The sequence below is a fragment of the Pseudomonas sp. P1.8 genome (genome assembly GCF_001269805.1).
Taxonomy (GTDB): Bacteria; Pseudomonadota; Gammaproteobacteria; order Pseudomonadales; family Pseudomonadaceae; genus Aquipseudomonas.
In genome coordinates, this window is sequence record NZ_LHVM01000019.1 from 22,160 (window position 1) to 44,399 (window position 22,240).

Sequence of the window (22,240 nt, forward strand, 5' to 3'; positions counted from 1 at the left end):
CCAGGCTTGATTCGCCGCCAGCAATGTCCGGGCCTATTCTTCAATCATGTGTTCAGCATGGATAGAGGATCAGCATCATGGGCAAACGACACCCCAACCTTCCCGCGTGGCAATGGCGCGCGTATCCGAACAATCATCAGCACCCGACAAATCTGGTGTTGCACCTGATTGCGGTGCCGCTGTTCATCGTGGCGTTTGTGCTGATTGTGTCCGGGGTGTTCGGCCTGAACCTGGCGAACGTTGCCATCGGCGTGATCGGTGTGATCGCCGCACTGGGCTTGCAACGTCACGGCCACAGCCTTGAGACGCAAGCCTCCGAGCCGTTCAGTGATCGCAAAGACGCGATGTCGCGCCTGATGGTCGAGCAATTTCTGACCTTCCCACGATTTTTCCTGAGCGGTGGCTGGTGGCGCGCCTGGCGTGAGCGCCACCGTCGTCCTTGATCAGGCAAAAACCGTCACGGTCTGCCGACTCATGGCAATCAACCGACCGTCCGCGCTCCACAACTTCGCGGCGGCATGGCCGTAACCGTCGGCTGCATACTCGGTTTCTACCAGATATTTGCACCACGCCAGCGCGCTCAGTTCCAGCAAGGGCTGCACGAACTCGATAGTCCACGTCAACGTGCTACCCATCGCCGGCTTTTTCAAAAAGGGCAATACAGCAGGTGGCCAAGCGTCCACCAGCGCCAGAATGTGCGCTTCACTGACCGCCTCTTCCGCCTCATCGCCGCGCAAGCGAACCCATCCGCCCATTTGCCGAGAGGTGCTACCGCTGAACGGCAGTCCGCCGATACTCCAGCGCATCGCCAAATGCCGCATGAATTCCGGGATAACGCCTTCGACAAACGGCAACTCCTGGCATTCGTCCCAATGCTTCATCTCTGGCGCACGCTCAGCGTTAACCGCCACTTCCGATGGGCGCGAGGCGCCGAAGCTGCCCTGGATCAACGTCACCACCTGGCCCCTTTGCATCACTCGGCCCAGTACCTGGCTGACGGCTTTGCCTTCGCGTAACACATCGACTTCAAAGCTGACGGGGACTTCAGGCTCGACCGGGCCCACGAAGGTGATCGCCAGCGAGCGAACCGCACGATCCGTCGGAACCTTTGCGCGCATGGCTTCGAATTGAAGCGCCGCCACCAAGCCACCGAAACTGGCCCGCCCCTGTGCCCAGGAGGCCGGAATAGACAGTTCCTGTGGCTGGCGGCGGACGGCGTCGAGCAATTCGGAAAAACGCATGAAAACCTCAGGAGCGGGAATTGGATGAAGGAATATTAACGATCGGTCAGAGGCCATACAGCACTCATTCCGGCCAAATTGACTGACAGATGAGCCGCACAGTGGTGGACACCACTCTCTGCAGGAGCGAGCTTGCTCGCGATAACAGTGTGTCAGTCACATCGATGTTGGATGTGCCGCCGCCATCGCGAGCAAGCTCGCTTCTACAGGGGGATGCATCGGGTTCAGGATTTGAAGCAGTCAGCGCTGAGTTTATCCAGCACTTTATCGGCGCGGCTTTCGGCCTTGGCCATCGTGGCTTTCCACACGGCGACACAAGGTTGCAAGTCAGCTTCGTGCTCGGCCAGGGCCAGCCACTGAACGCAGTCGTGCCAGTCACCCAAAGCGCCTTGAGCCTCTTTCAACCGAGGCATGGCTTTTTTCGGTAACCGGTTCAGCTCCGGGTAGGCATCGATGCCATAGCGCGAGCGCTTGATCAGCAACCGCAGTCGATGCCGGTCATGGGCCGGATCGTGCAATGCCTTGTCGAGCTTTTTCCATTGTTTGGCCAGCCGCTTTTCGATGTGCTGGCGCAGCCCCTTGAGTAAACCCTGACGTTGGGATGCGCGCAAAAAACGCGGAAAAGCGTCGAGCACGATCAATAGCTGCGACAACTCGATACTGCTCGCCACGGCCGGGTACGCCTCAGCCATCTGAGCCATGCGTCTGCGTCCAGCTTCGGGTTGGCCGTGCTCAAGCAGGTACGCCGCCATGACTTCGCGATCCCGCAACGGCGTGGTCAGGTCACCCACCCGCGATGCCGCCTCCTCCAGCTGCTCGACGCCCGGCAAACCGCGCAACGGCCGCAGCAGGCTGCGCAATCGACGCATCGTTGTTCGCAGGTCATGCAACGCCTCGGGGTCGGTACGGGCATCCAAGCGTGCCTGACAGGCCAGCAGACGAACTTCCAGGCCTAGAACTTGAGCCACCAAGCGATCGATCATGGGTTACTCCGTAAACAGTGCCTTAACCAACTGCAGGAGCTGGCTTGCCGGCGATGGCGAGCTTGAGCTCACTGTGATTGAACATTCTATCGCCGACAAACCAGTGCACAGCTCGTCCTAGCGTCCGGCGCGCGACTCACGAATATAGAAACGGGCCTTCTCGGCTTTCTTGCTGCAACCTTCGAACCCTTCGAATTGCTGTTGGGTCTTGGCCGCGGTCAACAGCGACAAGGCCTTGGAATAGCTGACAGTCCCGGCAAAACCCTCGGCCTTGGCCAGGTCCAACTCATGCCAAGCGGCATCGAGTTGGCTACCGCAACTGTCGCGGTAGGCGGTTTTACCGGCACAACCGGCAAGCGCCAGGGCAATCAGCGGTATACAGATCCAGGCTTTCATCACTCACACCTCAAAGATAGGTCAACAATCGTGCAGTTAAGACGGTCTGGCGCCTAAAAAGTGCCGTTGGTCCGCTTCGCCCACTATAGCGCCGGCGAGAATAACCATGTGCCGCCATGGAGTGTCGAAAAAACGACGCCTTCACCGCTTCGAACGACTTTGCCGATTGAAGCGCGCCCCTCGATGGGTGCATTGTTGAATCTGGTCAGACGAGGGCGATTCATGAAAAAGCGTGTCGCACTGGTGCTGGGCTCGGGTGGAGCCCGAGGGTATGCGCATATTGGTGTCATCGAAGAAATTGAACGGCGCGGTTACGACATCGCCTGCATCGCCGGTTGCTCCATGGGCGCCGTGGTGGGCGGGATCTACGCCGCAGGCAAACTCAATGATTATCGCGACTGGATCGAGAGCCTGGACTATCTCGACGTGTTGCGCCTGGTGGACGTCAGCTTTCGATTGGGGGCGATTCGCGGCGAAAAAGTCTTCGGCCAGATTCGCAAGATCGTCGGTGATATCAACATCGAAGACCTGCGCATTCCCTACACGGCGGTCGCCGCCGACCTTACCAACCAGCAGGAAATCTGGTTCCAGGAAGGCTGCCTGCACCAGGCCATGCGCGCCTCAGCGGCAATTCCGAGCCTGTTCACGCCGGTCATGCAAGGCAATCGCATGCTGGTCGACGGCGGCATTCTCAATCCGCTGCCGATCGTTCCGGTGGTATCGAGTCACTGTGATTTGATCATCGCGGTCAACCTCAACTCCACCAACCAGCGTCACTACCAACTGCCGGTGATCCAGCGTCCCGCCGCGTTCAAAACGCGTTTCGACAGTTTGATCAACTCACTGGGTTCGAAGTTGCCGTTCCGGCGCAAACAGGCCGAACAACTGTTGATTCTGGAACAGGAAGCCTTGAGAGCCGAAGGCGCGAAGCTCAACCCGTGGATCGAGTCCGCCGAACCGGAGGCCCAACAACCCGCTGCAGCTCCAGAATCCTCTGGTGCGCCACGATCCGCGACCGGTTCATTCATCATCGACAACGTTGGCCCGGCGTCGTTGCTGGATCTGATCAACCAGAGTTTCGAGGTGATGCAGACGTCGCTGGCGCAGTACAAGATTGCCGGGTATCCACCGGATATCCTGATCAACGTGCCGAAGCGGGTGTGCCGGTTTTTTGAGTTCTACAAGGCACCGGAATTGATCGCGTTGGGGCGCGAGATTGCGCGCGATACACTGGATCGGTATGAGAATGAGCAGAAGCGCGATGGTTGAAATGCCCGATAGGGCCAGCTCAAACAGTAAAAAAACTAAAGACTGACCTCACTCAACAATCGATACCCCACACCCGCCTCGGTCACGATAAACCGAGGCCGGGTCGGGTCGTCCGCCAGTTTCTGGCGCAAATGGCCCACCACAATCCGCAGGTAATGGGTGTCCTCGGTGTGGGTCGGTCCCCAGATGTCCTTGAGCAGTTGCTGCTGGGTGATCACCCGCCCGGGATGCCGCGCCAGTTGCGCCAGTACGGCGTATTCCTTTCGGGTCAACGCCACCTCGACACCGTCGAGCAATACGCGCCGATAAGCGAGGTCGACGGTCAGCGGGCCGAAGGTCAGCGCAGCTTGCTGAGCCTCGCCCACCGTTGCCTGACGCAATAACGCACGAATCCGCGCCAAAAACTCCTGGATGCCGAACGGTTTGGTCACGTAATCATTGGCGCCGCCATCCAGAGCCTCGACTTTCTGCCCTTCGCTTGCGCGCACTGACAGCACCAGTACCGGTACCTTCGACCACTCGCGAAACTCGCTAAGCACTTGTTGGCCGTCCATGTCCGGCAAACCAAGGTCCAGCACCAGCAGGTCCGGTTTGTTCAAGGCGGCCTGCGCCAGGCCTTCGCTGCCGGTGCCGGCTTCCAGCACTTTGTAACCTTGGGAAGCGAGGCTGATGCGCAGGAATTTGCGGATTTGCGGTTCGTCATCGATGACCAAAATGGTCGCGGTCTGGCTCATGAATTCACATCAACACATAGAAGTGACAAGAGAGTAGCGCAAGCACGATCAGGCTTCACTTTCGTATCCCGGCTGCGCCTGCAGCGGCAGGTGCAAGGTGATGCAGGTGCCACGCCCCTCGATGCCGTCCGCAACACTGATACGACCGCCATGGGCACCGACCATGCCCTGACAAATGGCCAACCCAAGCCCGGTGCCATGCCCGCCACGATCGCCGCGAGCAGCGGTATAGAACATATCGAAAATCTTTGCCCGCTCCGCCTCCGGAATGCCTGGCCCCTCGTCACTGACCGAAAAAAACAGCTCCTTGTCATCAGCCCCGGCATGCAACTGCAGACGTCCGCGAGAGGGCGAGAAACGTGCGGCATTTTCCAGCACGTTGACCAGGGCCTGTTCGATCAGCGCCGCATGCACATACAACAGGGGTAACTCGGCGGGCACCTGCGTGCTGACGTGCAAGGACGACAAGACCGCCCGCAGGCGATTGAGTGAACTGCCGACAATATCGGCCGGCGACACCCAGTCTCGTGACAGTTTCAGTGCACCGTGACCGAGGCGGGTCATGTCCAGCAGATTTTGAATGTAGCGATCCAGGCGCTCGGCTTCATCCCGAGTCCCTTCGAGCAATTCGCGGCGGTCCTCCAGCCCAATCGCCTCGCCAAGGGCCAACAGGCTGTCGATGCTGCCGCGCATTGAGGTCAGTGGTGTGCGCAAATCGTGGGACACCGAGGCCAGCAAGGCACTGCGCAATTGTTCGGTTTCGCCGTGCAGTCGAGCGGCTTCGAGGTCGTCGACCAGTTGCGCACGAGCCAGCGCCTGCGCCAGTGGCTGACTGAGCGCCGTCAACAAACGCCGACGCTGCCCACTCAAGGTCTGGCCCTCTTTGGCGCATACGCCGAGCAGCGCCAACGGGCCATCCTCGACCGACAATGGCCACCACCACCAACGTCCGAACGGCAAAGTGCCAGTGCCTGCGCCAGCCGGCTGATCGTGTTGCCAGGCCCAATCGGCAGCGGCGCGCTCGGCTTCGGTCAGTTCCAGCGGGCCACCGGTCTCGACTATCCAGGCGCTTTGACCGTCGCGGTTGAGCAGGCACAGTTGCAGATCGCTCCAGCCGTTGAGGTGCTGTGCCGCGGCGCTGACCACAGCCTGACGGTCGGTAGCGGCAGTCAGCTTGCGCGACAGGTCGAGCAGTTCGGTGGTCTCTTCCTGGGTGTCGCGCAGTGCCTGCAATTGCCGTCGCTGACGCGCGGCCAGATTACCAGTCAGTGCCGCCATCAACAGGAAAAACAGCAAGGTCAGCACGTCTTCTTCGCGTTGAATGCTCAAGGAAAAATTCGGCGGAATGAACAGGAAGTCATAGGCCAGAAACGACAGCGCCGCACAGGTCAGCGCCGGCCCGATACTGCTGCGCACCGCAACCAGCAGGACAGCGGCGAGGAACACCAACGAGATATTCGGCAACGCCAACACACTCGCCACCGCCGACGCCAGGGCACTGGCCAATACCGTTGCCACCACTGCCAGGGCGTAATCAAACCATACCAACGCCTGCATCGACCGTTGATGAGGCTGATGTTGCTCGTGATCACCGTCGAGAACGTTTATTTCCAGCCCGCGTGCATTGCGCAGCAAACGTGCCGCCAGCCCGCCACCGAACAATCGACGACGCAGACGTGGCCGGGACTGGCCGACCAACACCAGGCTGGCGCGTCGTTCGGCGGCATGCTGGATCAGGGTTTTCGCCACTTCACCTGCCCGCAACAGCACCACCTCTCCGCCCAGACGCTCAGCCAGTTGCTGGGCACTTTGCAGGCGCAGGCGCGATTGCTCGTCACGCACGCTGCCGTTGTCGACATGCACCAGACTCCAGGGCAGATGGCGACGCTGGGCGATGCGACTGGCGTGACGCACCAGCCGCTCGGCCTGGGCATCGCCGTCGACACCCACCAGCAAACGCCCGCGCACGGCCGGCGCGGCTTGACCGAGTTGGCGATAACCCTGGGCCAGATCGTTATCGATCTGAGCGGCCGCGGTTTGCATCGCCAGTTCGCGCAGGGCCGTCAGGTTGGTCTGGGAGAAAAAAGCATCGATCGCAGCACGCGCCTGCTCCGGCACGTAGACCTTGCCGTCGCGCAGCCGCTCAAGCAACTCGCGCGGTGGCAAATCGATCAGCAGCAATTCATAGGCTTCTTGCAGCACCCAGTCGGGCAATGTTTCGCGCACCTGTACGCCGGTGATGCCGCGCACCTGGTCATTGAGGCTTTCCAGGTGCTGGACGTTGACCGTGGTGTACACGTCGATGCCAGCGGCGAGTAGCTCTTGGATGTCTTGCCAGCGTTTTTCGTGACGACTGCCGGGGGCGTTGGTGTGGGCCAGTTCGTCCACCAGCACCAGTTTTGGTTTGGCCGCCAGCAGACCATCGAGGTCCATTTCTTCGAGCGTCACGCCTCGGTATTCCGAGCGCAGCAGGGGCTGCTGAGGCAAGCCGCTGAGCAATGCTTCGGTTTCGGCCCGGCCGTGGGTTTCGACGACCCCGGCAATGATTTTCACCCCTTGGCGCAGTTGGGTGTGCGCCGATTGCAACATGGCGTAGGTCTTGCCGACACCCGGCGCGGCACCGAGAAAAACCTTGAGCCGGCCGCGACCATCGCGGGGCAGATCTGCTAACAGCGCATCGGCGCGGCCGGAGTCGCTCATGTCTGGGGTTCTCGATTTTTTTGATGTTGATGTAGCGATTGTGAGGCCGTCATCGCGAGCAGGTTCGCTCCCACATTTGGAATGCGTACTCCTGTGAGAGCGAGCCAGCTCGCGAATATGGCGCCGTCGATTTACAGGCTTTCCAGCGCCCGATTCAGCTCAAGCACATTCACCACCGGCGGTCCTACAAGGGGCTGCTCAATGTGCTCGTCCAGCAGATTCTGCAAGGTGGCAACCGGCAGATTTCGCGCCGCCGCAACACGCGCCAGTTGATAGGCAATCGCCGCCGGTGGCAAGTGTGGATCGAGGCCGCTGCCGGATGTGGTGACCAGCGCCAACGGCACCGCCCCCTGGCCTGGCACAAGCAGTTTGTTCGCATCATTGATCACACGAACAGCCAGCGCCGGATTGCTCGGTGAAAGATTGCTGGCGCTGCTCGACACGGTGGCAAAGGCGCCCGCCGATGGGCGCGGATGGAACCACGCATCGCCGACGAAATCCTGGGCAATCAACGACGAACCTCGCACCTTGCCCTCGGCATCGTAGACCAGACTGCCATTGGCCTGATCCGGGAATGCAACCTGAGCCACACCCGTGACGACCAAGGGATAGGCAACGCCGGTGATCAGGGTCATCAGGACCAACAGGCTCAGGGCCGGGCGTATCAATGTGGACATGTCAAAATCCTCGAATTGGCAGCAATTACCTGTAGGAGCGAGCTTGTTCGCGATGGATCTGAAAGCGCCGCGTCCTATCACATAGGACGCGTTATCGTTCACTACCTTTGCGTGCAAGCTCGTTCCTGCAATGGGGTGTCAGGTCAAACCAGATGCAACGCCGTCAACAGCATGTCGATGGCCTTGATACCCACGAACGGCACCGCAATCCCGCCCAGTCCGTAGATCAACAGATTGCGTCGCAGCAACGCCGCCGCATTCGCCGCCTGCACGCGCACACCGCGCAGTGCCAGCGGAATCAACACCACAATGATCAGGGCGTTGAACACGATCGCCGAGAGAATCGCGCTCTGCGGACTGCTCAAGTGCATCACGTTGAGCACACCGAGTTGCGGGTAGATCGAGGCAAACAACGCCGGCAGGATGGCGAAGTATTTCGCCACGTCGTTGGCGATGGAAAAGGTCGTCAGCGCACCGCGGGTGACCAGCAATTCCTTGCCGATCTGTACCACGTCCAGCAGCTTGGTCGGATCGCTGTCGAGGTCGACCATGTTGGCGGCTTCGCGTGCGGCTTGCGTGCCATCGTTCATCGCCATGCCGACGTCTGCCTGGGCCAGTGCGGGGGCATCGTTGGCGCCATCGCCGCACATCGCTACCAGCCGGCCGTCGTTCTGCTCGTGACGAATGCGCGCCAGTTTTTTCTCCGGCGTGGCTTCGGCCAGCACGTCGTCAACGCCTGCTTCGGCGGCAATGGCGGCGGCCGTCAACGGGTTATCGCCGGTGACCATGACCGTGCGGATCCCCAGCTTGCGCAGCTCGGCGAAACGCTCGCGGATACCGGGCTTGACCACATCCTTGAGGTGTATTGCGCCGAGCAATTTGCCGTCGGCACACACCAGCAACGGAGTACCGCCGCTCTGAGCGATCTTGTCGATTTCCCGGGACAGTGCCGGTGCCAGGTCGGCGCGTTTCAGGCCGACGAAGGCCAGCAACGAATCCACTGCACCTTTACGATAAACCCGGCCCTGATAGTCGACCCCGGACAAGCGAGTCTCGGCACTGAACGGCACGGCTGTCAGCAGATCAGCGCAGGGTTCCGGTTGCGGATGAAGCCCGCGCAGGTACTCGACGATGGATTTACCCTCAGCGGTGTCATCGGCCAGTGAGGCGAACAGCGCACCTTCAGCCAGTTCCCTGGCAGTCACGCCCGGCGCGGCATACACCGCTGAACAACGACGGTTACCAAAGGTGATGGTGCCGGTCTTGTCCAACAGCAGGACGTGCACGTCGCCCGCCGCTTCCACTGCCCGACCTGATTTTGCAATCACGTTCAGGCGCACCAGACGGTCCATCCCGGCGATACCGATGGCCGACAGCAAACCACCGATGGTGGTCGGAATCAGCGTCACCAACAGCGCCACCAGAAACACCAGCGGCAGACTGCCATTCGCGAAATGGGCGAACGGTTGCAGGGTGACGACCACCAGCAGGAAGATCAGGGTCAGGCCGATCAGCAGGATATCGAGCGCCACTTCGTTCGGGGTTTTCTGGCGCTTGGCGCCTTCGACCAGGGCGATCATGCGGTCCAGCGTCGACTCACCGGGGTTGGCGGTGATCTTCACCAGCAGCCAGTCCGAGACCAGCCGCGTATTGCCGGTGACGGCGGAGCGGTCGCCGCCGGACTCGCGGATCACGGGCGCAGATTCACCCGTGATCGCCGCTTCGTTGACCGCTGCGATACCCTCGATCACCTCGCCGTCACCGGGAATCATCTCCCCCGCTTCGACACGTACCACATCGCCTTTTCTCAAGTTGGCGGCAGGCACCACTTGAAAGCTGCCGTTACTGGTTTTACGCCGAGCGCTGAGGCCTTCGCTGCCGGCCTTGAGACTGTCGGCGCGAGCCTTGCCGCGACCTTCGGCCAAGGCTTCGGCGAAATTGGCGAACAACACCGTGAACCATAGCCACACCGCGATTTGTGCAGCGACGAAAGTTGGCACCGCCGCGTCGGGAATGAAGCACAACACCGTGGTCAGGATCGCGGTCAGTTCAACCACCAGCATCACCGGCGCGCGCTTGAGTTGCCGTGGATCGAGTTTGACGAAGGCTTGCACCAGCGCCGGACGCCAGAGGGCCGAAATCGCGGTTTTGGGTTGCTCCGACGCCTTCACGGCTACCGGTTTGATTGCAGGCATATTCATCGTCCAGTCCTCAGAAGCCCATGCTCAGATGTTCAGCGATAGGGCCTAGCGCCAGGGTCGGCAGGAACGTCAGGCCGCCCACCAGCAAAATAGTCACGGTCAATAAAGTCACGAACAGCGGACCATGGGTCGGGAAGCTGTTCTGACCAATCGGGGCGGTTTTCTTCATCGCCAGGCTGCCAGCCAGAGCCAGTACCGGAAGGATGTAGCCGAAGCGGCCGATCAACATACCCAGCCCCAACATCACGTTGTGGAACGGGGTGTTGGCACCAAAACCAGCGAACGCGGAGCCGTTGTTAGCGCTGGCCGAGGTGTAGGCGTAGAGCAACTGACTGAAACCATGGGCACCGGGGTTGCTCACCGAGGCCACCGGCCCCGGCAGACTGGCGGCGATTGCGCCGAGCACCAGCACGCCAATCGGCATGACCATCAAGGTCAGCACCAACAGTTGCACTTCCCTCGCTTGCAGTTTCTTGCCGAGGTATTCCGGCGTGCGGCCAATCATCAGCCCCGCGAGGAATACCGCGATCAACACGTTGAGCAACATGCCGTAGAGCCCGGCGCCCACGCCACCGAAGATCACTTCGCCGACCATCATGTTGACCATCGCCACCATGCCGCTCAGGGGGTTGAGGCTGTCGTGCATGCCGTTGACCGAACCGTTGGAGGCCGCCGTGGTGGTCACCGACCACAGCACCGTGGCGGTGGTGCCGAAGCGCGATTCCTTGCCTTCGAGCGGCGCGGTCTGTTCAACGGCTACGTTGTCCAAGGTCGGATTCGGTTGATTTTCAGCCCACAGCGACGTCGCTCCGCCAATCAGGAACAGCGCAAGCATGCAGGCGATGATTGCGCGGCTCTGACGCAGGTCTTTTACGTAGTGGCCAAAGGTGAACACCAGCGCCACCGGAATCAAAATGATTGATGCGACTTCGAACAGGTTGCTCCACGCGGTCGGGTTCTCGAACGGATGCGCAGAGTTCACGCCGAAGAACCCGCCACCGTTGGTGCCCAGCTGCTTGATCGCAATCTGGCTCGCCGCCGGGCCGAGCGGGATCACCTGATCGACGCCCTGCATCGTCAGCGCATTCACATATTGTGCGAAGGTTTGCGGCACCCCCTGCCAGACCAGATAAAGCGCCAGCAACAGACACAGCGGCAGCAGGCCATAGAGGGTGGCGCGGGTCATGTCGACCCAGAAGTTGCCAAGGGTTTTGGTTGACCTGCGACCGATTCCTCGACACAACGCAACCAGAACAGCGAGCCCGGTGGCCGCGCTGACAAAGTTCTGCACGGTGAGACCGACCATCTGGCTGAGGTAACTCAGGGATGCTTCACCGCTGTAGCCCTGCCAGTTAGTGTTGGTCATGAAGCTGACAGCGGTGTTGAACGCCAGCGTCCATTCCTGGCCCGGCAGGTTTTGTGGATTGAGCGGCAAGTGGCCCTGAAACACCAGGATCGCGAACAACAGCAAGAAGCCTGCAAGGTTGAACGCGAGCAAGGCCAGCGTGTATTTCTGCCAACTCTGTTCGGTTTGCGGATCAACCCCGGCCACCCGATAGCAGCCACTCTCCACCGGTCCCAGAATCGGCGTCAGCCAGGTGCGCTGACCTTCCATGACCTTGTAGTAGAAGCGCCCGAGAAACGGTGCCGGAACCAATACCACCGCGAAAAATCCAAGGATCAGCCAATAGTCATAACTGTGCATGGCCGCTCCTAGTTCCGGTCCGCGCGCAACAGCGCAACCAACAGATAAATGAACAGCCCAGCTGCCAGCAGCAGCGACACCCCGTCCAGAACGCTCATGGAAGATCTCCCAGTCACGGCGTATTGCCGCGTGTGGGGTCATTGTCGGGAGGGAGGGTGTAAAGGTGCGAGATCGATGGGGGAGGCGGAGAATAAAGAAACCGTAAAAGAGTGAAATCCAGAGTCACCACTCGCTTAGGTGCGCACTTTGCGCAAGAATGTCGGCCATTGATGTCCTTTGCTGGAGAATCACCCATGAATGTAATCACCACCGACCTGCCCGGTGTTCTGATCATCGAACCGAAGGTATTTGGTGATGAAAGAGGCTTCTTTTATGAAAGCTTCAATGCCAAGGCTTTTGAAGATGCGACTGGCCTGAATACTCAATTCGTTCAGGACAATCATTCGCGCTCGCAAAAAGGCGTATTGCGCGGCCTGCACTACCAGCTGGAAAACACTCAAGGCAAATTGGTTAGAGTGACCGTGGGTGAAGTACTCGACGTTGCAGTCGATATCCGCCGCAGCTCGCCACACTTCGGCAAGTGGGTCGCTGTACGACTGTCGGCCGAGAACCATCGCCAGTTATGGGTTCCGGAAGGTTTCGCCCACGGTTTCGTGGTGCTGAGTGATTTCGCCGAATTCCTGTATAAGACCACTGACTACTACACTCCTTCCGCCGAGCGCAGCATTCGTTGGGATGACCCGGACCTGGCCATCGACTGGCAGCTCAGCGAAGTACCGCAACTGTCGGCAAAAGACCAGGCTGCAACGTACTTCAAGGAGGCCGAGGTTTTTTCCTGAAACCCGGATTTCCAGGCTTCAACTGATGGGCCAGTGAACCTCATGCTGGCCGCGCAATTTGCGCGCCGGAGCGCCGATGGATGCAATGTTGCCCACACGTTGAAAGCCATTCGGTGAACCTTGAATAACAGGCATAGAATGGCGGTGATTGCGATGGAACTGCGATGAAGCCCCATTACTCAAAGTGGTATGCACAAATGGTCGGCGAACCCTCGCCTGCCTGCTTTCAAGGAGAGTCCTATGCCCTGGTATGCCTGGTTGATTCTGGTCGTTGCCATTGGCTCGATCGTTGGCGGTTTGATGATGCTGCGTGACACAGCCAACAAAGTCGAACTTACCGAAGAGCAACGTAAACGCGTCGCGGAACGCAATGCGGAAATGGACGCCAAGGAAGCGCAGGACCGCTGAACGAAAAACCCGCCAACAATGGCGGGTTTTTTATTGCGCTGCATATTTTGAAAGAATCTCATCATTCGTTGCAGGCTAATCACCGGTTTGGACCAAGATCGAAGCATCTGCATGCTTTTTAGAAGTAGAAGTACAGTCACCATCCAATTTTCATTGGTTAATATGTTGCGCATTGATGTGGAGATATCAGATGCGTTACTCGCAGGACCATAAAGCCCAAACCCACAAACGCATCATCAAGGAAGCTTCGGCGCGATTTCGACGCGACGGTATCGGCGCGACCGGCCTGCAACCGTTGATGAAAGCATTGGGTTTAACTCACGGGGGCTTTTACTCGCACTTCAAGTCCAAGGACGAACTGGTTGAAAAGGCGTTACAAGAAGCCGGCGAGCAGGTAGACGGCTTGTGTGCGCAACTGTTCTCCGAGGAGCAACCCCTCGAAGCTTTTATTGACGCCTACTTGTCCGAATGGCATCAAACCTCACCTCATGAAGGCTGCCCGTTGCTGACCATTTCTTCGGAACTGGGCCTTCGCGGCCAACCGAGCCCAACGAGCGATATGGTGCTCAAGGCTCGACTGGATCAAATCGAAAGTACGCTGGAAGGACAGCATGCCGCCGATCGCAGCATCGTGATCATGTCTACGCTGGTCGGCGCCTTGTTGTTATCGCGCAGCGTCGCTGATGCCGAGTTTGCCCAGCAAATTCTCGACGTCACACGCCGATACCTGAAAAGAACTCAGGATTAATCCCGCCAACGTTTGAACAGCACGCTGGCGTTCACGCCGCCGAATCCGAATCCATTGGACAAGGCATATTCGATCGTCATGGGTCGAGGCTGACCGTGAACGATGTCGACGCCCTCAGCCGCAGGGTCGGGATTTTCGAGATTGAGAGTGGCAGGGACAATCTGATCTCGGATCGCCAGCAGCGTGAATATCGCCTCGATCCCGCCGGCTGCACCGAGTAAATGGCCGGTGGCCGACTTGGTCGAAGTGACGGCAATCTTCTTGTCCGAACCAAACAACGACTTGATGGCAGCCAACTCGCCAAGATCCCCTACCGGCGTCGACGTTGCGTGGGCATTGAGATGCTGCACCTGTGTCGCAGCAATGCCCGCCTGAGCCAACGCCAGCGACATGGCCCGGCGAGCACCGCTGCCATCTTCAGGCCCTGCCGTCAGGTGATAGGCGTCGGCGCTGGTGCCATAGCCGACCAACTCTGCCAATGGCTGGGCACCGCGGGCGAGCGCGTGATCCAGAGATTCGATAACCAGCAATCCAGCGCCCTCACCCATGACGAACCCGTCACGCGCGCTGTCGAACGGTCGAGAGGCTCGTTCCGGGGTTTCGTTGTAGCCGCTGGACAAAGCACGCGCCGCCGCAAATCCAGCAAGACTGACCCGGTCGATTGCGGCTTCTGTGCCCCCACAGACCGCAATGTCTGCCTCCCCGGCGCGAATCAAACGCGCGGCATCGCCGATGGCCTGAACTCCGGCTGCGCAAGCGGTAACTGGCGCACCCAGTGGACCTTTAAAGCCATGTGCTATCGAGACATGGCCGGCCGCCAGATTCACCAGAAAAGAAGGAATGGTGAACGGTGACAAACGTCGCGGTCCACGGCTGTCAGTCGTGCGTACCGCGTCTGCAATCGCGCCGAAACCACCCACTCCGGAACCGATGATCGTCGCCGTGCGCTCCTGGGCACAAGCTTCCAGCGCCTGCCAACCGGCCTGGTTAAGCGCCTGACGAGCAGCCTCCATCGCAAACAGAATGAATCGATCCATTTTCTTCTGTTCTTTAGGCGGTGTTGCTAGGTCCGGGTCAAAACCTGCCTCGGCATCCTCCGCCGAGGTCGGCACTATTCCGCCGACCTTGGCCGGCAAATCGGCACTCACCTCGGCTGGCAAATTCCGCAAACCTGAACGTCCTGCCAACAAACGTCCCCAAACAGCTTCGACACCGCTGCCCAACGGAGACACCAGGCCCATGCCCGTCACAACCACTCGACGATCACTCATACCGCATACACCTCAAGCTAATGGAGGATGCCTCACTTGTAACGTGCGGCAGATGTGCTTTTGGAAAGATTTGGCGCAAGAACCAAGCGCGCGGCAACGAATGCGTCCCAATCGGCTGCGTCCGGCAGGGATGGAATGGTGACCAGTTCACCTTGATCCAGGCCGGCCAGGGCGGCATCGACCATCTCGCCCGCCTCCATAACCATATCTGCCGGAATTTGTGAGGCGTCGATACCGGAGCGCTCCCAGATTTCAGTACGCGTGACACCTGGCAGAACGGCTTGAATCTTGACGCCGGTGCCGTCCAGTTCGGCGTTCAAAGACTGGGTTAGACTCAGTACATAAGCCTTGCTGGCGCTATACGTTGCATTGAAACGCTCGGGAAACAACGCAACCACAGATGCGATGTTGATGATTGTCCCCCGACCGGCCTTTGCAAAACTGGCGGCTGCCGCCGACGCCAATCGCGTGACAGTCGTGACGTTCAATTGAATCATTCGCTCAAGCTGGTCGGTATCGGCATTACCCAACAAGCCATCGGCTGCAATACCGGCATTGTTCAGCAACAGACTGATGCTTGAATCGCTGCGCAATCGCTGCTCAAGCTTCAGCACCTCCTCCTTCTCTATCAGATCCGCCTTGAATACCTCAACCTGGATCCCATACTCGGCGCGCAACTTACTTGCCGTCGCCTCAAGTCGGTCAAAATCTCGGGCGACCAACAACAAATCAAAGCCACGCGCCGCCAATCGCTGCGCATAAACCGCCCCGATACCGGAAGAAGCGCCGGTAACGAGGGCTGTACCTTGGGGCTGGACTGAATTCATGACTGGGCTCCTGTGGAACGCTTGATGAAACCAGGCGCTTGAATCTCAACACGCCTCGCCGAAACGCTAATATATTATAGGCATAATCCAAATTAAATATGATATACGTAATTTTTAAAATGCCGACGGGTGGTGCATCCGCCCAGCGCCCAGCGGAATCGAGAGGAGGAGACATTTACGCCCGCGGCCCTCTGACTCGCCATAAATACGGTTCCGAATACACCGGCCAGAATATGCGAACACGTTCGTTTCAAACCTAACACCTGGACAAGATCCAGTGCATCCCATCATTTCTATGGTCTACCTGGATTCAATAGATTCTTCCGTGTTCCACCATGAACATAGAGCGTTGAAGGTTAACTCCTTTCAGGCGCAACCTCGCACCTCGCTAGCCACAGACGCACCATAGCCTCTCGCACATGCAAAAAGGCCGGTCAATGACCGGCCCATAAAGCTGATTAGGTTAGTTCAGCCGAAGTCGCTCGCGATTTTTATCGAGAATGGCTTTGCCAATCCCTTTGACTTCCAGCAATTCGTCGATCGAGGCAAACGGTCCATTGCCTTCACGATAAGCAACAATTGCATTAGCCTTGGCCTCCCCAATACCTGTTAACTCCCTTTGCAACGTCGCTGCATCGGCTGTATTAAGGTCGACCGTTGAAGATTGTGAACCCGCTGTCATTGCCACTACTGGGGGACTTGCCGTCTCTGGCCCGACTGCTGGCGCGGCGTGAGTCGCGATCGAGACACTGGTGAGCAAGGCAAAAAACAGCGAATAAAAGTAACCAATACGCATAGTACGCTCCATAACATCGTTTGAGGAAAGCCGCTTTTCCAAAGCAGCCTCCCAAACTTAGGCGTTGACCGGGTTCTGTCAAAACTGTGTCCGTTACGGAATGTGAATACGCAGAGGTCGAGTCGACGATGTCAATAGGCCCTATGGGCCGCCTTGCGCTCGTGGGTATAGCCAATACCGCTTCCGCGAAGTTGATGGCCAGTCTGGGAATAATCATGATTTTTGATGTCAGCAAGAGTGCTACGCGTGCCCGGTGTTTTCCTCATGAATCTATCAGTCGAAGCGACGAGCCATCGCACCAGTTCGTGGCTGAGTTTTTTTGGTAGCAACAAGATAAGCGAGTCAGCTGGCTCCTCCCCTACTGCCACCCACTGTCTACATCCGCCTGTTATCGTTGCTGAGTCGAAATAGCAACGGAGAACGCGACTCTGGCGCCCAAAATTTAAATAGTCCCAGCAAACAGCAATACCGTTCTATTTTGGAATTTTCAATCCCACTATTTATATAATTTTCCTGAACGGCTGGAATATTCTTGCGGCGTAGACAGGAACAAGGGACAGGAGAAAGATCGAAATAGATAAAACAGGAATCACCCAGAGCATGGATTGTTGTTCGATGAACGAACCATAAATCAGGCTAAATCTATTCATGACAAACACATGAATACAGTAAATACCGAGAGTGCATCCCGACAGCACGCTTAGTGAATGGGAGTATTTACCCATACGCGACCCCATCACGATTAACAATTTAAAAGCAGAAAGTGAAGCAAAAACGACGACCGGAGAAAGATAAGAGTAAAATAACTGATTAGGTGCACCCTCACGAACAGACAAAGCATACGTAAATACAGCGGTTAGAACACTGCAAAAAATAAAAATAACACTCTCTTTCATCACAGAGATCGATCGCCCCTGACTTCCAACTTGATCAAAAGCGAAAGCACCAAGAAAGACGTAACCTGCTAACCCAACAAACGATGACAAGCCGTATACACTAGACAAATCACCCATCGCCGGATAAAAATAAGATAACAAAGGAATTACACAGGCGACAACCATCCAAATAACCAGATATAATCTTCTTTCCAGATTGCTGGAATTGATAAATATTTTTGACATAAAAGGGATAAAAAGATAAATCCCTACAAGCGCATACAGATACCATAAGTGATAATAAACTGGGCCCTTAAGTATTGCGATCAAGGAATCAAAAAAACCTCCGTACCCGATACCCATGGTACTTTTCCAGATCGCGTAAAATGCTGACCAAAATAGCAACGGGGGAAATATCCTCAAAAAACGTTTCTTGTAAAAGACCAAAGCGTTTTCTGTCCTGCAAAGTAGCAATGCGCCAGAAATCATCAAGAAAATGGGCACGCATGACCTTACAAAGGAGTCGTAAACATTCGAGTAAATCCAGTTATAATCAAATACAACAACACCGCTTGCTGACACATGTAAAAAAACAACCATCAAGCAAGCAACAACCCTGGCAAAATCAAGACCAACGCTTAAGTTTTTCAATATTACATCCCCTGACAATAACAGGATAAATATAACGAAATTGTGATTCCGGAGGTAATCTGGACCAGTCTAGAAGCTTACTTATAAGGTAATTTACGCGCCCAACTCCATATTCGCTGTGAGCAACAATCCCAAAAGCCACCTCGTATCTTGGAAAAGACGTCCATTCTTAATGTTCCATTTTAGCGCTTGTCTTTTATCCCGCTGCGTTGCTACAACTGTTATGCTTCGGGCAACCAGAAGTTATTTGATGATATCGAACCAGGATGGGTTGTTTTGACCATGGTCTATTCAGACCTCATCAAATACGTATCAATCCTCTACCAACGACCAGGTAACGGATTGGGAATTCGAAGCCTAATTAACATAATTACGGAAATACAACATTACCGTATACTTAGCAAAAAATCGTTACCTTTAAAAGCCGTTTAGCATTGATCAACTTAATCAATCAAACCCGATCGGCGTCTTTCACCAACCCTACAACTTTCGCTGGACAACCAACTACCAAGCAGTTATCCGGAACATCTCTGGTAACTACAGCCCCTGCCGCCACCATGGCATTTGCACCGATGGTGATGCCGGGCAGAATGGTGCAGTTCGCGCCAAGTGATGCTCCTCGTTTCACCGTCGTGCGCAAAAATTTTTCTGGGTAGACCTTGCTGCGCGGAGCCATATCGTTTGTAAAGGTCACATTAGGACCGATAAAAACATCATGTTCGAGTTCCACGCCGTCCCATAGCTGAACGCCGCACTTGATTGTCACCCGATCACCTACGACAACGTCGTTCTCAATAAAAACGTGATCACAGATATTGCAGTCTGCGCCTATTACTGCACCGGGGAGCACGTGAGTGAAGGCCCACACTTTAGTGCGTGCACCTATTTTATTTGATTCACAAAGCGCGCCTGGGTGAACAAAAAAATCATCCATTGCTGTTTCTCCTAAGCAATTAGAATGTCTACACTCATATATGTAGGCTGCTTAAAGGCTTTGTCCCTAGGACATCAAAAGGCTTGTACGCAAGCAGCCCCGACTTTGATCACTACCAACCGCAAGCCAATCCCCCAGCGATCAAAGCGTTTGAGCACGTCGCCGGGCAGCATTCGCTTCGACTGTCTGGGTTTCATCGACTCTGCACGGAGGATTAGGGTTCGAGTCGACGTTGCTGATAGATCCAGTCGACGATTTCTCCATCGGGGGCATAGCCACTAACGGTATCGCGCAGTAACTGACGAACTCTGGCATAGTCATCCAGCTCAACCGCTGCAAGCAATTCAGTTAGCTTGGCCTTCAGCACGTCCCAAGCGAGATAATCTTCATTTGCACTCATGATCATCGGATGCTGGGTTGCTGCCACATTGTCACCAATCAGCAACTCTTCATAAAGCTTTTCGCCGGGACGAAGACCTGTAAATTCAATCGAGATGTCGCCATGGAGGTTCTTGTCCGAACGAATGCTCAAACCGGAAAGGTGAATCATCTTCTCCGCCAACTCGACTATCTTGACCGGCTCCCCCATGTCCAGCACGAACACATCACCACCGCGCCCCATCGACCCAGCTTGAATCACTAGTTGTGCCGCCTCGGGGATGGTCATGAAGTAGCGAGTGATTTTCGGATGAGTGACGGTCAACGGTCCGCCCGATTTGATCTGACTGTGAAACAGTGGAATCACAGAGCCAGAAGAACCCAGCACATTACCGAAACGCACCATAGTGAAACGGGTTTTATTGACTCGAGAGACGTTCCCTTTATCACCGAACAAGATCGGCGCAACCTCCCGACTGAGCGCCTGAAGAGTCAATTCAGCAAGGCGCTTTGTACTACCCATCACATTGGTCGGGCGTACTGCCTTGTCCGTGGAAATCAATACGAAATTAGAAACACCTGCTTCTAACGCAGCCTGCGCTGTATTGAGCGTGCCGATCACGTTATTCAGCACGCCTTCGGCAATATTGTGTTCAACCATAGGAACATGTTTGTAAGCAGCGGCGTGATAAACCGTGCTTACACGCCAGGTGTTCATGATGTCGAGCAACTTAACCTGATTGCGAACGGAACCAAGGATAGGTACAAGACGCAAAGACAATGACTCCCGCGCCAGTCGTCTTTCAAGTTCTGAAAGAATGCTATAGAGATTGAACTCACTATGATCAAACATTAGAAGTACTGTGGGGCGCAGCGCTACGATCTGGCGACAGAGCTCCGAGCCAATCGAACCACCTGCTCCGGTCACAAGGACTACCTGATCCTTAATGCAATGCTCGAGCAAACTAGCTTGTGCTGGTACTGCATCTCTGCCCAAGAGGTCTGCAATATCGACCTCCTGAATATCGTCCACTTTTACTCGACCGCTGGCCAGATCCATGAAACCGGGAACACTACGCACATGCAGAGGAAAGGTTTCCAGGAACTCCAGTACCTCACGACGGCGAGCGCGTGTAGATGATGGAATGGCCAACAGTATTTCCTGAGCCCCCGTGATTTCGATCATTCGCTGAATGTCCCGAGGTTTATACACCTGAAGACCAGAAATTACGTGATTCGAAATACCTTCATCATCGTCAATGAAGGCCACTGGGCGCATAACGCGCCCCATGCGTAGCGCCGCGACCAGTTGGTTCCCAGCGGCCCCGGCGCCATATATCGAAACCTTCGGAAGTCCATCGTCGCGGTTGGTGAACGGGACATGTTGGGTTGCCGAGAACCAGTCACCCAAAAAATACTGACGCATGGCGAGCCTCAACCCCCCGACCATGATCATACTCAGCCACCAATAATTGAAAATGATCGAGCGAGGAACAACAGCTTGGTGATTACTATACCAGTATACAATAAATGATAACGTAAGGGCTGACAGGCTAACGGCTTTGATAACTGTAACTAATGCGTCATTTCCGAAATAACGCATTACGGCTCGGTACATGCCGAAACGCACAAACAGGGGAATGGCAACAATAGGAGCAGAGATAAACAGCCAAGTATGAATCCGAAACGGATTAATCATCTCGTCGATTCCCAAGCGTACGATAAACGCAAGCCATAGGGCAAACCATAAGAGAATTACGTCAGTTATAACTTGCAACAGTCGTTTATAGCTTCTTGGAAGAGCCAACAACCACCAACGCACCTTGTTAATCATCCTTACCAACCTTCATATGCAAACCCATAATCACCACAGCTTAAGCCTCAGGGCCGAACGCTGAACGCTTTTGCAAGATAGCAAAAATATCTTGCCTGCGCTTATCAAAAAACCAAGCGTGCTGAACCCATCGCAACGTAGAAATAGCTTGACTACACCAAAAAAAATCCGTCTATTTTCCGAGTCTGCAAGCGCAGAGTCTCAATGGGATACACCATCGCGACGCACGACTTTGAGAAACGTCAGGCACAATATTTTCAGGTCAAGCCATAAGGATTGCCGGGCCAAATACTCTGCATCAAATTGAACTTTGACGGGAATAGGCAGTTCGTCTCTACCATTAATCTGAGCCCAACCAGTCAGGCCAGGACGAAGCATATGAATACCTTTTTCAGTACGCTGCTGAATCAGGTCCACTTGGTTAAACAATGCGGGGCGGGGACCGACAAAACTCATATTGCCGACCAAAATACTCCATAGCTGTGGAAGTTCGTCCAAGCTGGAGCGCCTGAGAAAACCGCCGATAGGCGTCAGGTACTGATCTGGATCACTTAGAAGATGTGTCGCCACCGCCGGGGTGCCCGTACGCATAGAGCGAAATTTAGGCATCTTAAAAATTGAGTTATTGATACCAACCCTATCCGACCAGTAAAAAACAGGCCCAACAGATGTCAACTTTACAGCAATAGCAACGATTATGATCGGAACAATCAGAACGAGCAACACACAAAGTGCCAATAACAAATCGAGAAACCGCTTCATACACTTCCCTA

21 protein-coding genes are annotated in these 22,240 nt (G+C 56.1%); 5 read left to right on the top strand and 16 right to left on the bottom strand.

What is annotated here, in order from left to right; all coding sequences use genetic code 11:
* The first annotated feature begins 77 nt into the window (after positions 1–77).
* Positions 78–443, top strand: coding sequence for an Mpo1-like protein (locus AD668_RS20725; RefSeq protein ID WP_053161709.1), 366 nt, complete (start codon positions 78–80; stop codon positions 441–443).
* Here AD668_RS20725 and AD668_RS20730 read toward each other — a convergent pair whose 3' ends face one another.
* The 3 genes from AD668_RS20730 to AD668_RS20740 all read right to left on the bottom strand — a co-directional run bounded on the left by AD668_RS20730 (position 444) and on the right by AD668_RS20740 (position 2,620).
* Positions 444–1,241 (bottom strand): acyl-CoA thioesterase II, encoded by a 798-nt coding sequence (locus tag AD668_RS20730; RefSeq protein ID WP_053161710.1) that lies wholly within the window; start codon positions 1,239–1,241, stop codon positions 444–446.
* Positions 1,242–1,465: 224 nt separating this feature from the next.
* Positions 1,466–2,224: a CHAD domain-containing protein gene (locus AD668_RS20735; protein WP_053161712.1), complete on the bottom strand. Its 759-nt coding sequence runs from the start codon at positions 2,222–2,224 to the stop codon at positions 1,466–1,468.
* A gap of 117 nt (positions 2,225–2,341) precedes the next feature.
* On the bottom strand, positions 2,342–2,620 hold the full coding sequence (locus AD668_RS20740; RefSeq protein ID WP_053161714.1) for a hypothetical protein: 279 nt from the start codon (positions 2,618–2,620) through the stop codon (positions 2,342–2,344).
* A gap of 222 nt (positions 2,621–2,842) precedes the next feature.
* Between AD668_RS20740 and AD668_RS20745 the strand changes: the two genes are divergently transcribed.
* Complete coding sequence (locus AD668_RS20745) at positions 2,843–3,889, top strand: patatin-like phospholipase family protein (protein WP_053161716.1); 1,047 nt, start codon at positions 2,843–2,845, stop codon at positions 3,887–3,889.
* Positions 3,890–3,924: 35 nt separating this feature from the next.
* On the opposite strand, the gene AD668_RS20750 is transcribed toward AD668_RS20745, so the two are convergent.
* The 6 genes from AD668_RS20750 to kdpF all read right to left on the bottom strand — a co-directional run bounded on the left by AD668_RS20750 (position 3,925) and on the right by kdpF (position 12,004).
* On the bottom strand, positions 3,925–4,623 hold the full coding sequence (locus AD668_RS20750) for a response regulator (RefSeq protein ID WP_053161718.1): 699 nt from the start codon (positions 4,621–4,623) through the stop codon (positions 3,925–3,927).
* A gap of 48 nt (positions 4,624–4,671) precedes the next feature.
* Entirely contained in the window at positions 4,672–7,323 is a 2,652-nt protein-coding gene (locus AD668_RS20755; protein WP_053161720.1) for a sensor histidine kinase KdpD, read from the bottom strand.
* Between the two features lie 131 nt (positions 7,324–7,454).
* Positions 7,455–8,000: a potassium-transporting ATPase subunit KdpC gene (gene kdpC, locus AD668_RS20760; protein ID WP_053161722.1), complete on the bottom strand. Its 546-nt coding sequence runs from the start codon at positions 7,998–8,000 to the stop codon at positions 7,455–7,457.
* Between the two features lie 143 nt (positions 8,001–8,143).
* Positions 8,144–10,201 carry a potassium-transporting ATPase subunit KdpB gene (gene kdpB, locus AD668_RS20765; RefSeq protein WP_053161723.1) on the bottom strand — a complete coding sequence of 686 codons (2,058 nt, stop codon included), beginning with the start codon at positions 10,199–10,201 and terminating at the stop codon, positions 8,144–8,146.
* A gap of 10 nt (positions 10,202–10,211) precedes the next feature.
* Positions 10,212–11,906 carry a potassium-transporting ATPase subunit KdpA gene (kdpA, locus tag AD668_RS20770; RefSeq protein ID WP_053161725.1) on the bottom strand — a complete coding sequence of 565 codons (1,695 nt, stop codon included), beginning with the start codon at positions 11,904–11,906 and terminating at the stop codon, positions 10,212–10,214.
* A gap of 8 nt (positions 11,907–11,914) precedes the next feature.
* Positions 11,915–12,004, bottom strand: coding sequence for a K(+)-transporting ATPase subunit F (kdpF, locus tag AD668_RS20775; RefSeq protein WP_007963673.1), 90 nt, complete (start codon positions 12,002–12,004; stop codon positions 11,915–11,917).
* A gap of 195 nt (positions 12,005–12,199) precedes the next feature.
* On the opposite strand from kdpF, the gene rfbC reads away from it, so the two are divergent.
* The 3 genes from rfbC to AD668_RS20785 all read left to right on the top strand — a co-directional run bounded on the left by rfbC (position 12,200) and on the right by AD668_RS20785 (position 13,901).
* Positions 12,200–12,745, top strand: coding sequence for a dTDP-4-dehydrorhamnose 3,5-epimerase (gene rfbC, locus AD668_RS20780; protein ID WP_053161728.1), 546 nt, complete (start codon positions 12,200–12,202; stop codon positions 12,743–12,745).
* Positions 12,746–12,985: 240 nt separating this feature from the next.
* Complete coding sequence (locus AD668_RS29095; protein ID WP_079246726.1) at positions 12,986–13,153, top strand: DUF2897 family protein; 168 nt, start codon at positions 12,986–12,988, stop codon at positions 13,151–13,153.
* A 190-nt stretch (positions 13,154–13,343) separates the two neighbouring features.
* Positions 13,344–13,901, top strand: coding sequence for a TetR/AcrR family transcriptional regulator (locus AD668_RS20785; RefSeq protein ID WP_053161730.1), 558 nt, complete (start codon positions 13,344–13,346; stop codon positions 13,899–13,901).
* On the opposite strand, the gene fabF is transcribed toward AD668_RS20785, so the two are convergent.
* From fabF to AD668_RS20820, 7 genes are all read right to left on the bottom strand, one after another.
* Positions 13,898–15,172: a beta-ketoacyl-ACP synthase II gene (gene fabF / locus AD668_RS20790; protein WP_053161731.1), complete on the bottom strand. Its 1,275-nt coding sequence runs from the start codon at positions 15,170–15,172 to the stop codon at positions 13,898–13,900. The two genes, AD668_RS20785 and fabF, sit on opposite strands and share 4 nt — an antisense overlap.
* 32 nt (positions 15,173–15,204) lie before the next feature.
* A complete protein-coding gene (locus AD668_RS20795; protein ID WP_053161733.1) occupies positions 15,205–15,999 on the bottom strand; it encodes an SDR family oxidoreductase in 795 nt (264 codons plus the stop codon).
* Between the two features lie 463 nt (positions 16,000–16,462).
* Positions 16,463–16,795, bottom strand: a complete 333-nt coding sequence (locus tag AD668_RS20800; RefSeq protein ID WP_053161735.1) for a ComEA family DNA-binding protein — start codon at positions 16,793–16,795, stop codon at positions 16,463–16,465.
* A 500-nt stretch (positions 16,796–17,295) separates the two neighbouring features.
* A complete protein-coding gene (locus AD668_RS20805) occupies positions 17,296–18,321 on the bottom strand; it encodes an acyltransferase (RefSeq protein WP_156322380.1) in 1,026 nt (341 codons plus the stop codon).
* Positions 18,322–18,772: 451 nt separating this feature from the next.
* The gene (locus AD668_RS20810; RefSeq protein WP_053161738.1) at positions 18,773–19,255 is read right to left on the bottom strand and encodes an acyltransferase; all 483 of its coding nucleotides are present in this window, start codon (positions 19,253–19,255) and stop codon (positions 18,773–18,775) included.
* Between the two features lie 214 nt (positions 19,256–19,469).
* Complete coding sequence (locus AD668_RS20815; RefSeq protein ID WP_172681850.1) at positions 19,470–21,467, bottom strand: nucleoside-diphosphate sugar epimerase/dehydratase; 1,998 nt, start codon at positions 21,465–21,467, stop codon at positions 19,470–19,472.
* A 201-nt stretch (positions 21,468–21,668) separates the two neighbouring features.
* Positions 21,669–22,229 carry a sugar transferase gene (locus AD668_RS20820; protein WP_053161740.1) on the bottom strand — a complete coding sequence of 187 codons (561 nt, stop codon included), beginning with the start codon at positions 22,227–22,229 and terminating at the stop codon, positions 21,669–21,671.
* Positions 22,230–22,240: the final 11 nt, after the last annotated feature.

Bases quoted from the DNA above. Each gene is read 5' to 3' on its own strand.
- fabF (WP_053161731.1), bottom strand. From the start codon at position 15,172: ATGAGTGATCGTCGAGTGGTTGTGACGGGCATGGGCCTGGTGTCTCCG.
- AD668_RS20815 (WP_172681850.1), bottom strand. From the start codon at position 21,467: ATGATTAACAAGGTGCGTTGGTGGTTGTTGGCTCTTCCAAGAAGCTAT.
- kdpB (WP_053161723.1), bottom strand. From the start codon at position 10,201: ATGAATATGCCTGCAATCAAACCGGTAGCCGTGAAGGCGTCGGAGCAA.
- AD668_RS20810 (WP_053161738.1), bottom strand. From the start codon at position 19,255: ATGGATGATTTTTTTGTTCACCCAGGCGCGCTTTGTGAATCAAATAAA.
- kdpC (WP_053161722.1), bottom strand. From the start codon at position 8,000: ATGTCCACATTGATACGCCCGGCCCTGAGCCTGTTGGTCCTGATGACC.
- rfbC (WP_053161728.1), top strand. From the start codon at position 12,200: ATGAATGTAATCACCACCGACCTGCCCGGTGTTCTGATCATCGAACCG.
- AD668_RS20730 (WP_053161710.1), bottom strand. From the start codon at position 1,241: ATGCGTTTTTCCGAATTGCTCGACGCCGTCCGCCGCCAGCCACAGGAA.
- AD668_RS20800 (WP_053161735.1), bottom strand. From the start codon at position 16,795: ATGCGTATTGGTTACTTTTATTCGCTGTTTTTTGCCTTGCTCACCAGT.
- AD668_RS20725 (WP_053161709.1), top strand. From the start codon at position 78: ATGGGCAAACGACACCCCAACCTTCCCGCGTGGCAATGGCGCGCGTAT.
- AD668_RS29095 (WP_079246726.1), top strand. From the start codon at position 12,986: ATGCCCTGGTATGCCTGGTTGATTCTGGTCGTTGCCATTGGCTCGATC.
- AD668_RS20745 (WP_053161716.1), top strand. From the start codon at position 2,843: ATGAAAAAGCGTGTCGCACTGGTGCTGGGCTCGGGTGGAGCCCGAGGG.
- kdpA (WP_053161725.1), bottom strand. From the start codon at position 11,906: ATGCACAGTTATGACTATTGGCTGATCCTTGGATTTTTCGCGGTGGTA.
- AD668_RS20750 (WP_053161718.1), bottom strand. From the start codon at position 4,623: ATGAGCCAGACCGCGACCATTTTGGTCATCGATGACGAACCGCAAATC.
- AD668_RS20740 (WP_053161714.1), bottom strand. From the start codon at position 2,620: ATGAAAGCCTGGATCTGTATACCGCTGATTGCCCTGGCGCTTGCCGGT.
- AD668_RS20755 (WP_053161720.1), bottom strand. From the start codon at position 7,323: ATGAGCGACTCCGGCCGCGCCGATGCGCTGTTAGCAGATCTGCCCCGC.
- AD668_RS20785 (WP_053161730.1), top strand. From the start codon at position 13,344: ATGCGTTACTCGCAGGACCATAAAGCCCAAACCCACAAACGCATCATC.
- AD668_RS20735 (WP_053161712.1), bottom strand. From the start codon at position 2,224: ATGATCGATCGCTTGGTGGCTCAAGTTCTAGGCCTGGAAGTTCGTCTG.
- AD668_RS20820 (WP_053161740.1), bottom strand. From the start codon at position 22,229: ATGAAGCGGTTTCTCGATTTGTTATTGGCACTTTGTGTGTTGCTCGTT.
- AD668_RS20795 (WP_053161733.1), bottom strand. From the start codon at position 15,999: ATGAATTCAGTCCAGCCCCAAGGTACAGCCCTCGTTACCGGCGCTTCT.
- kdpF (WP_007963673.1), bottom strand. From the start codon at position 12,004: ATGAGCGTTCTGGACGGGGTGTCGCTGCTGCTGGCAGCTGGGCTGTTC.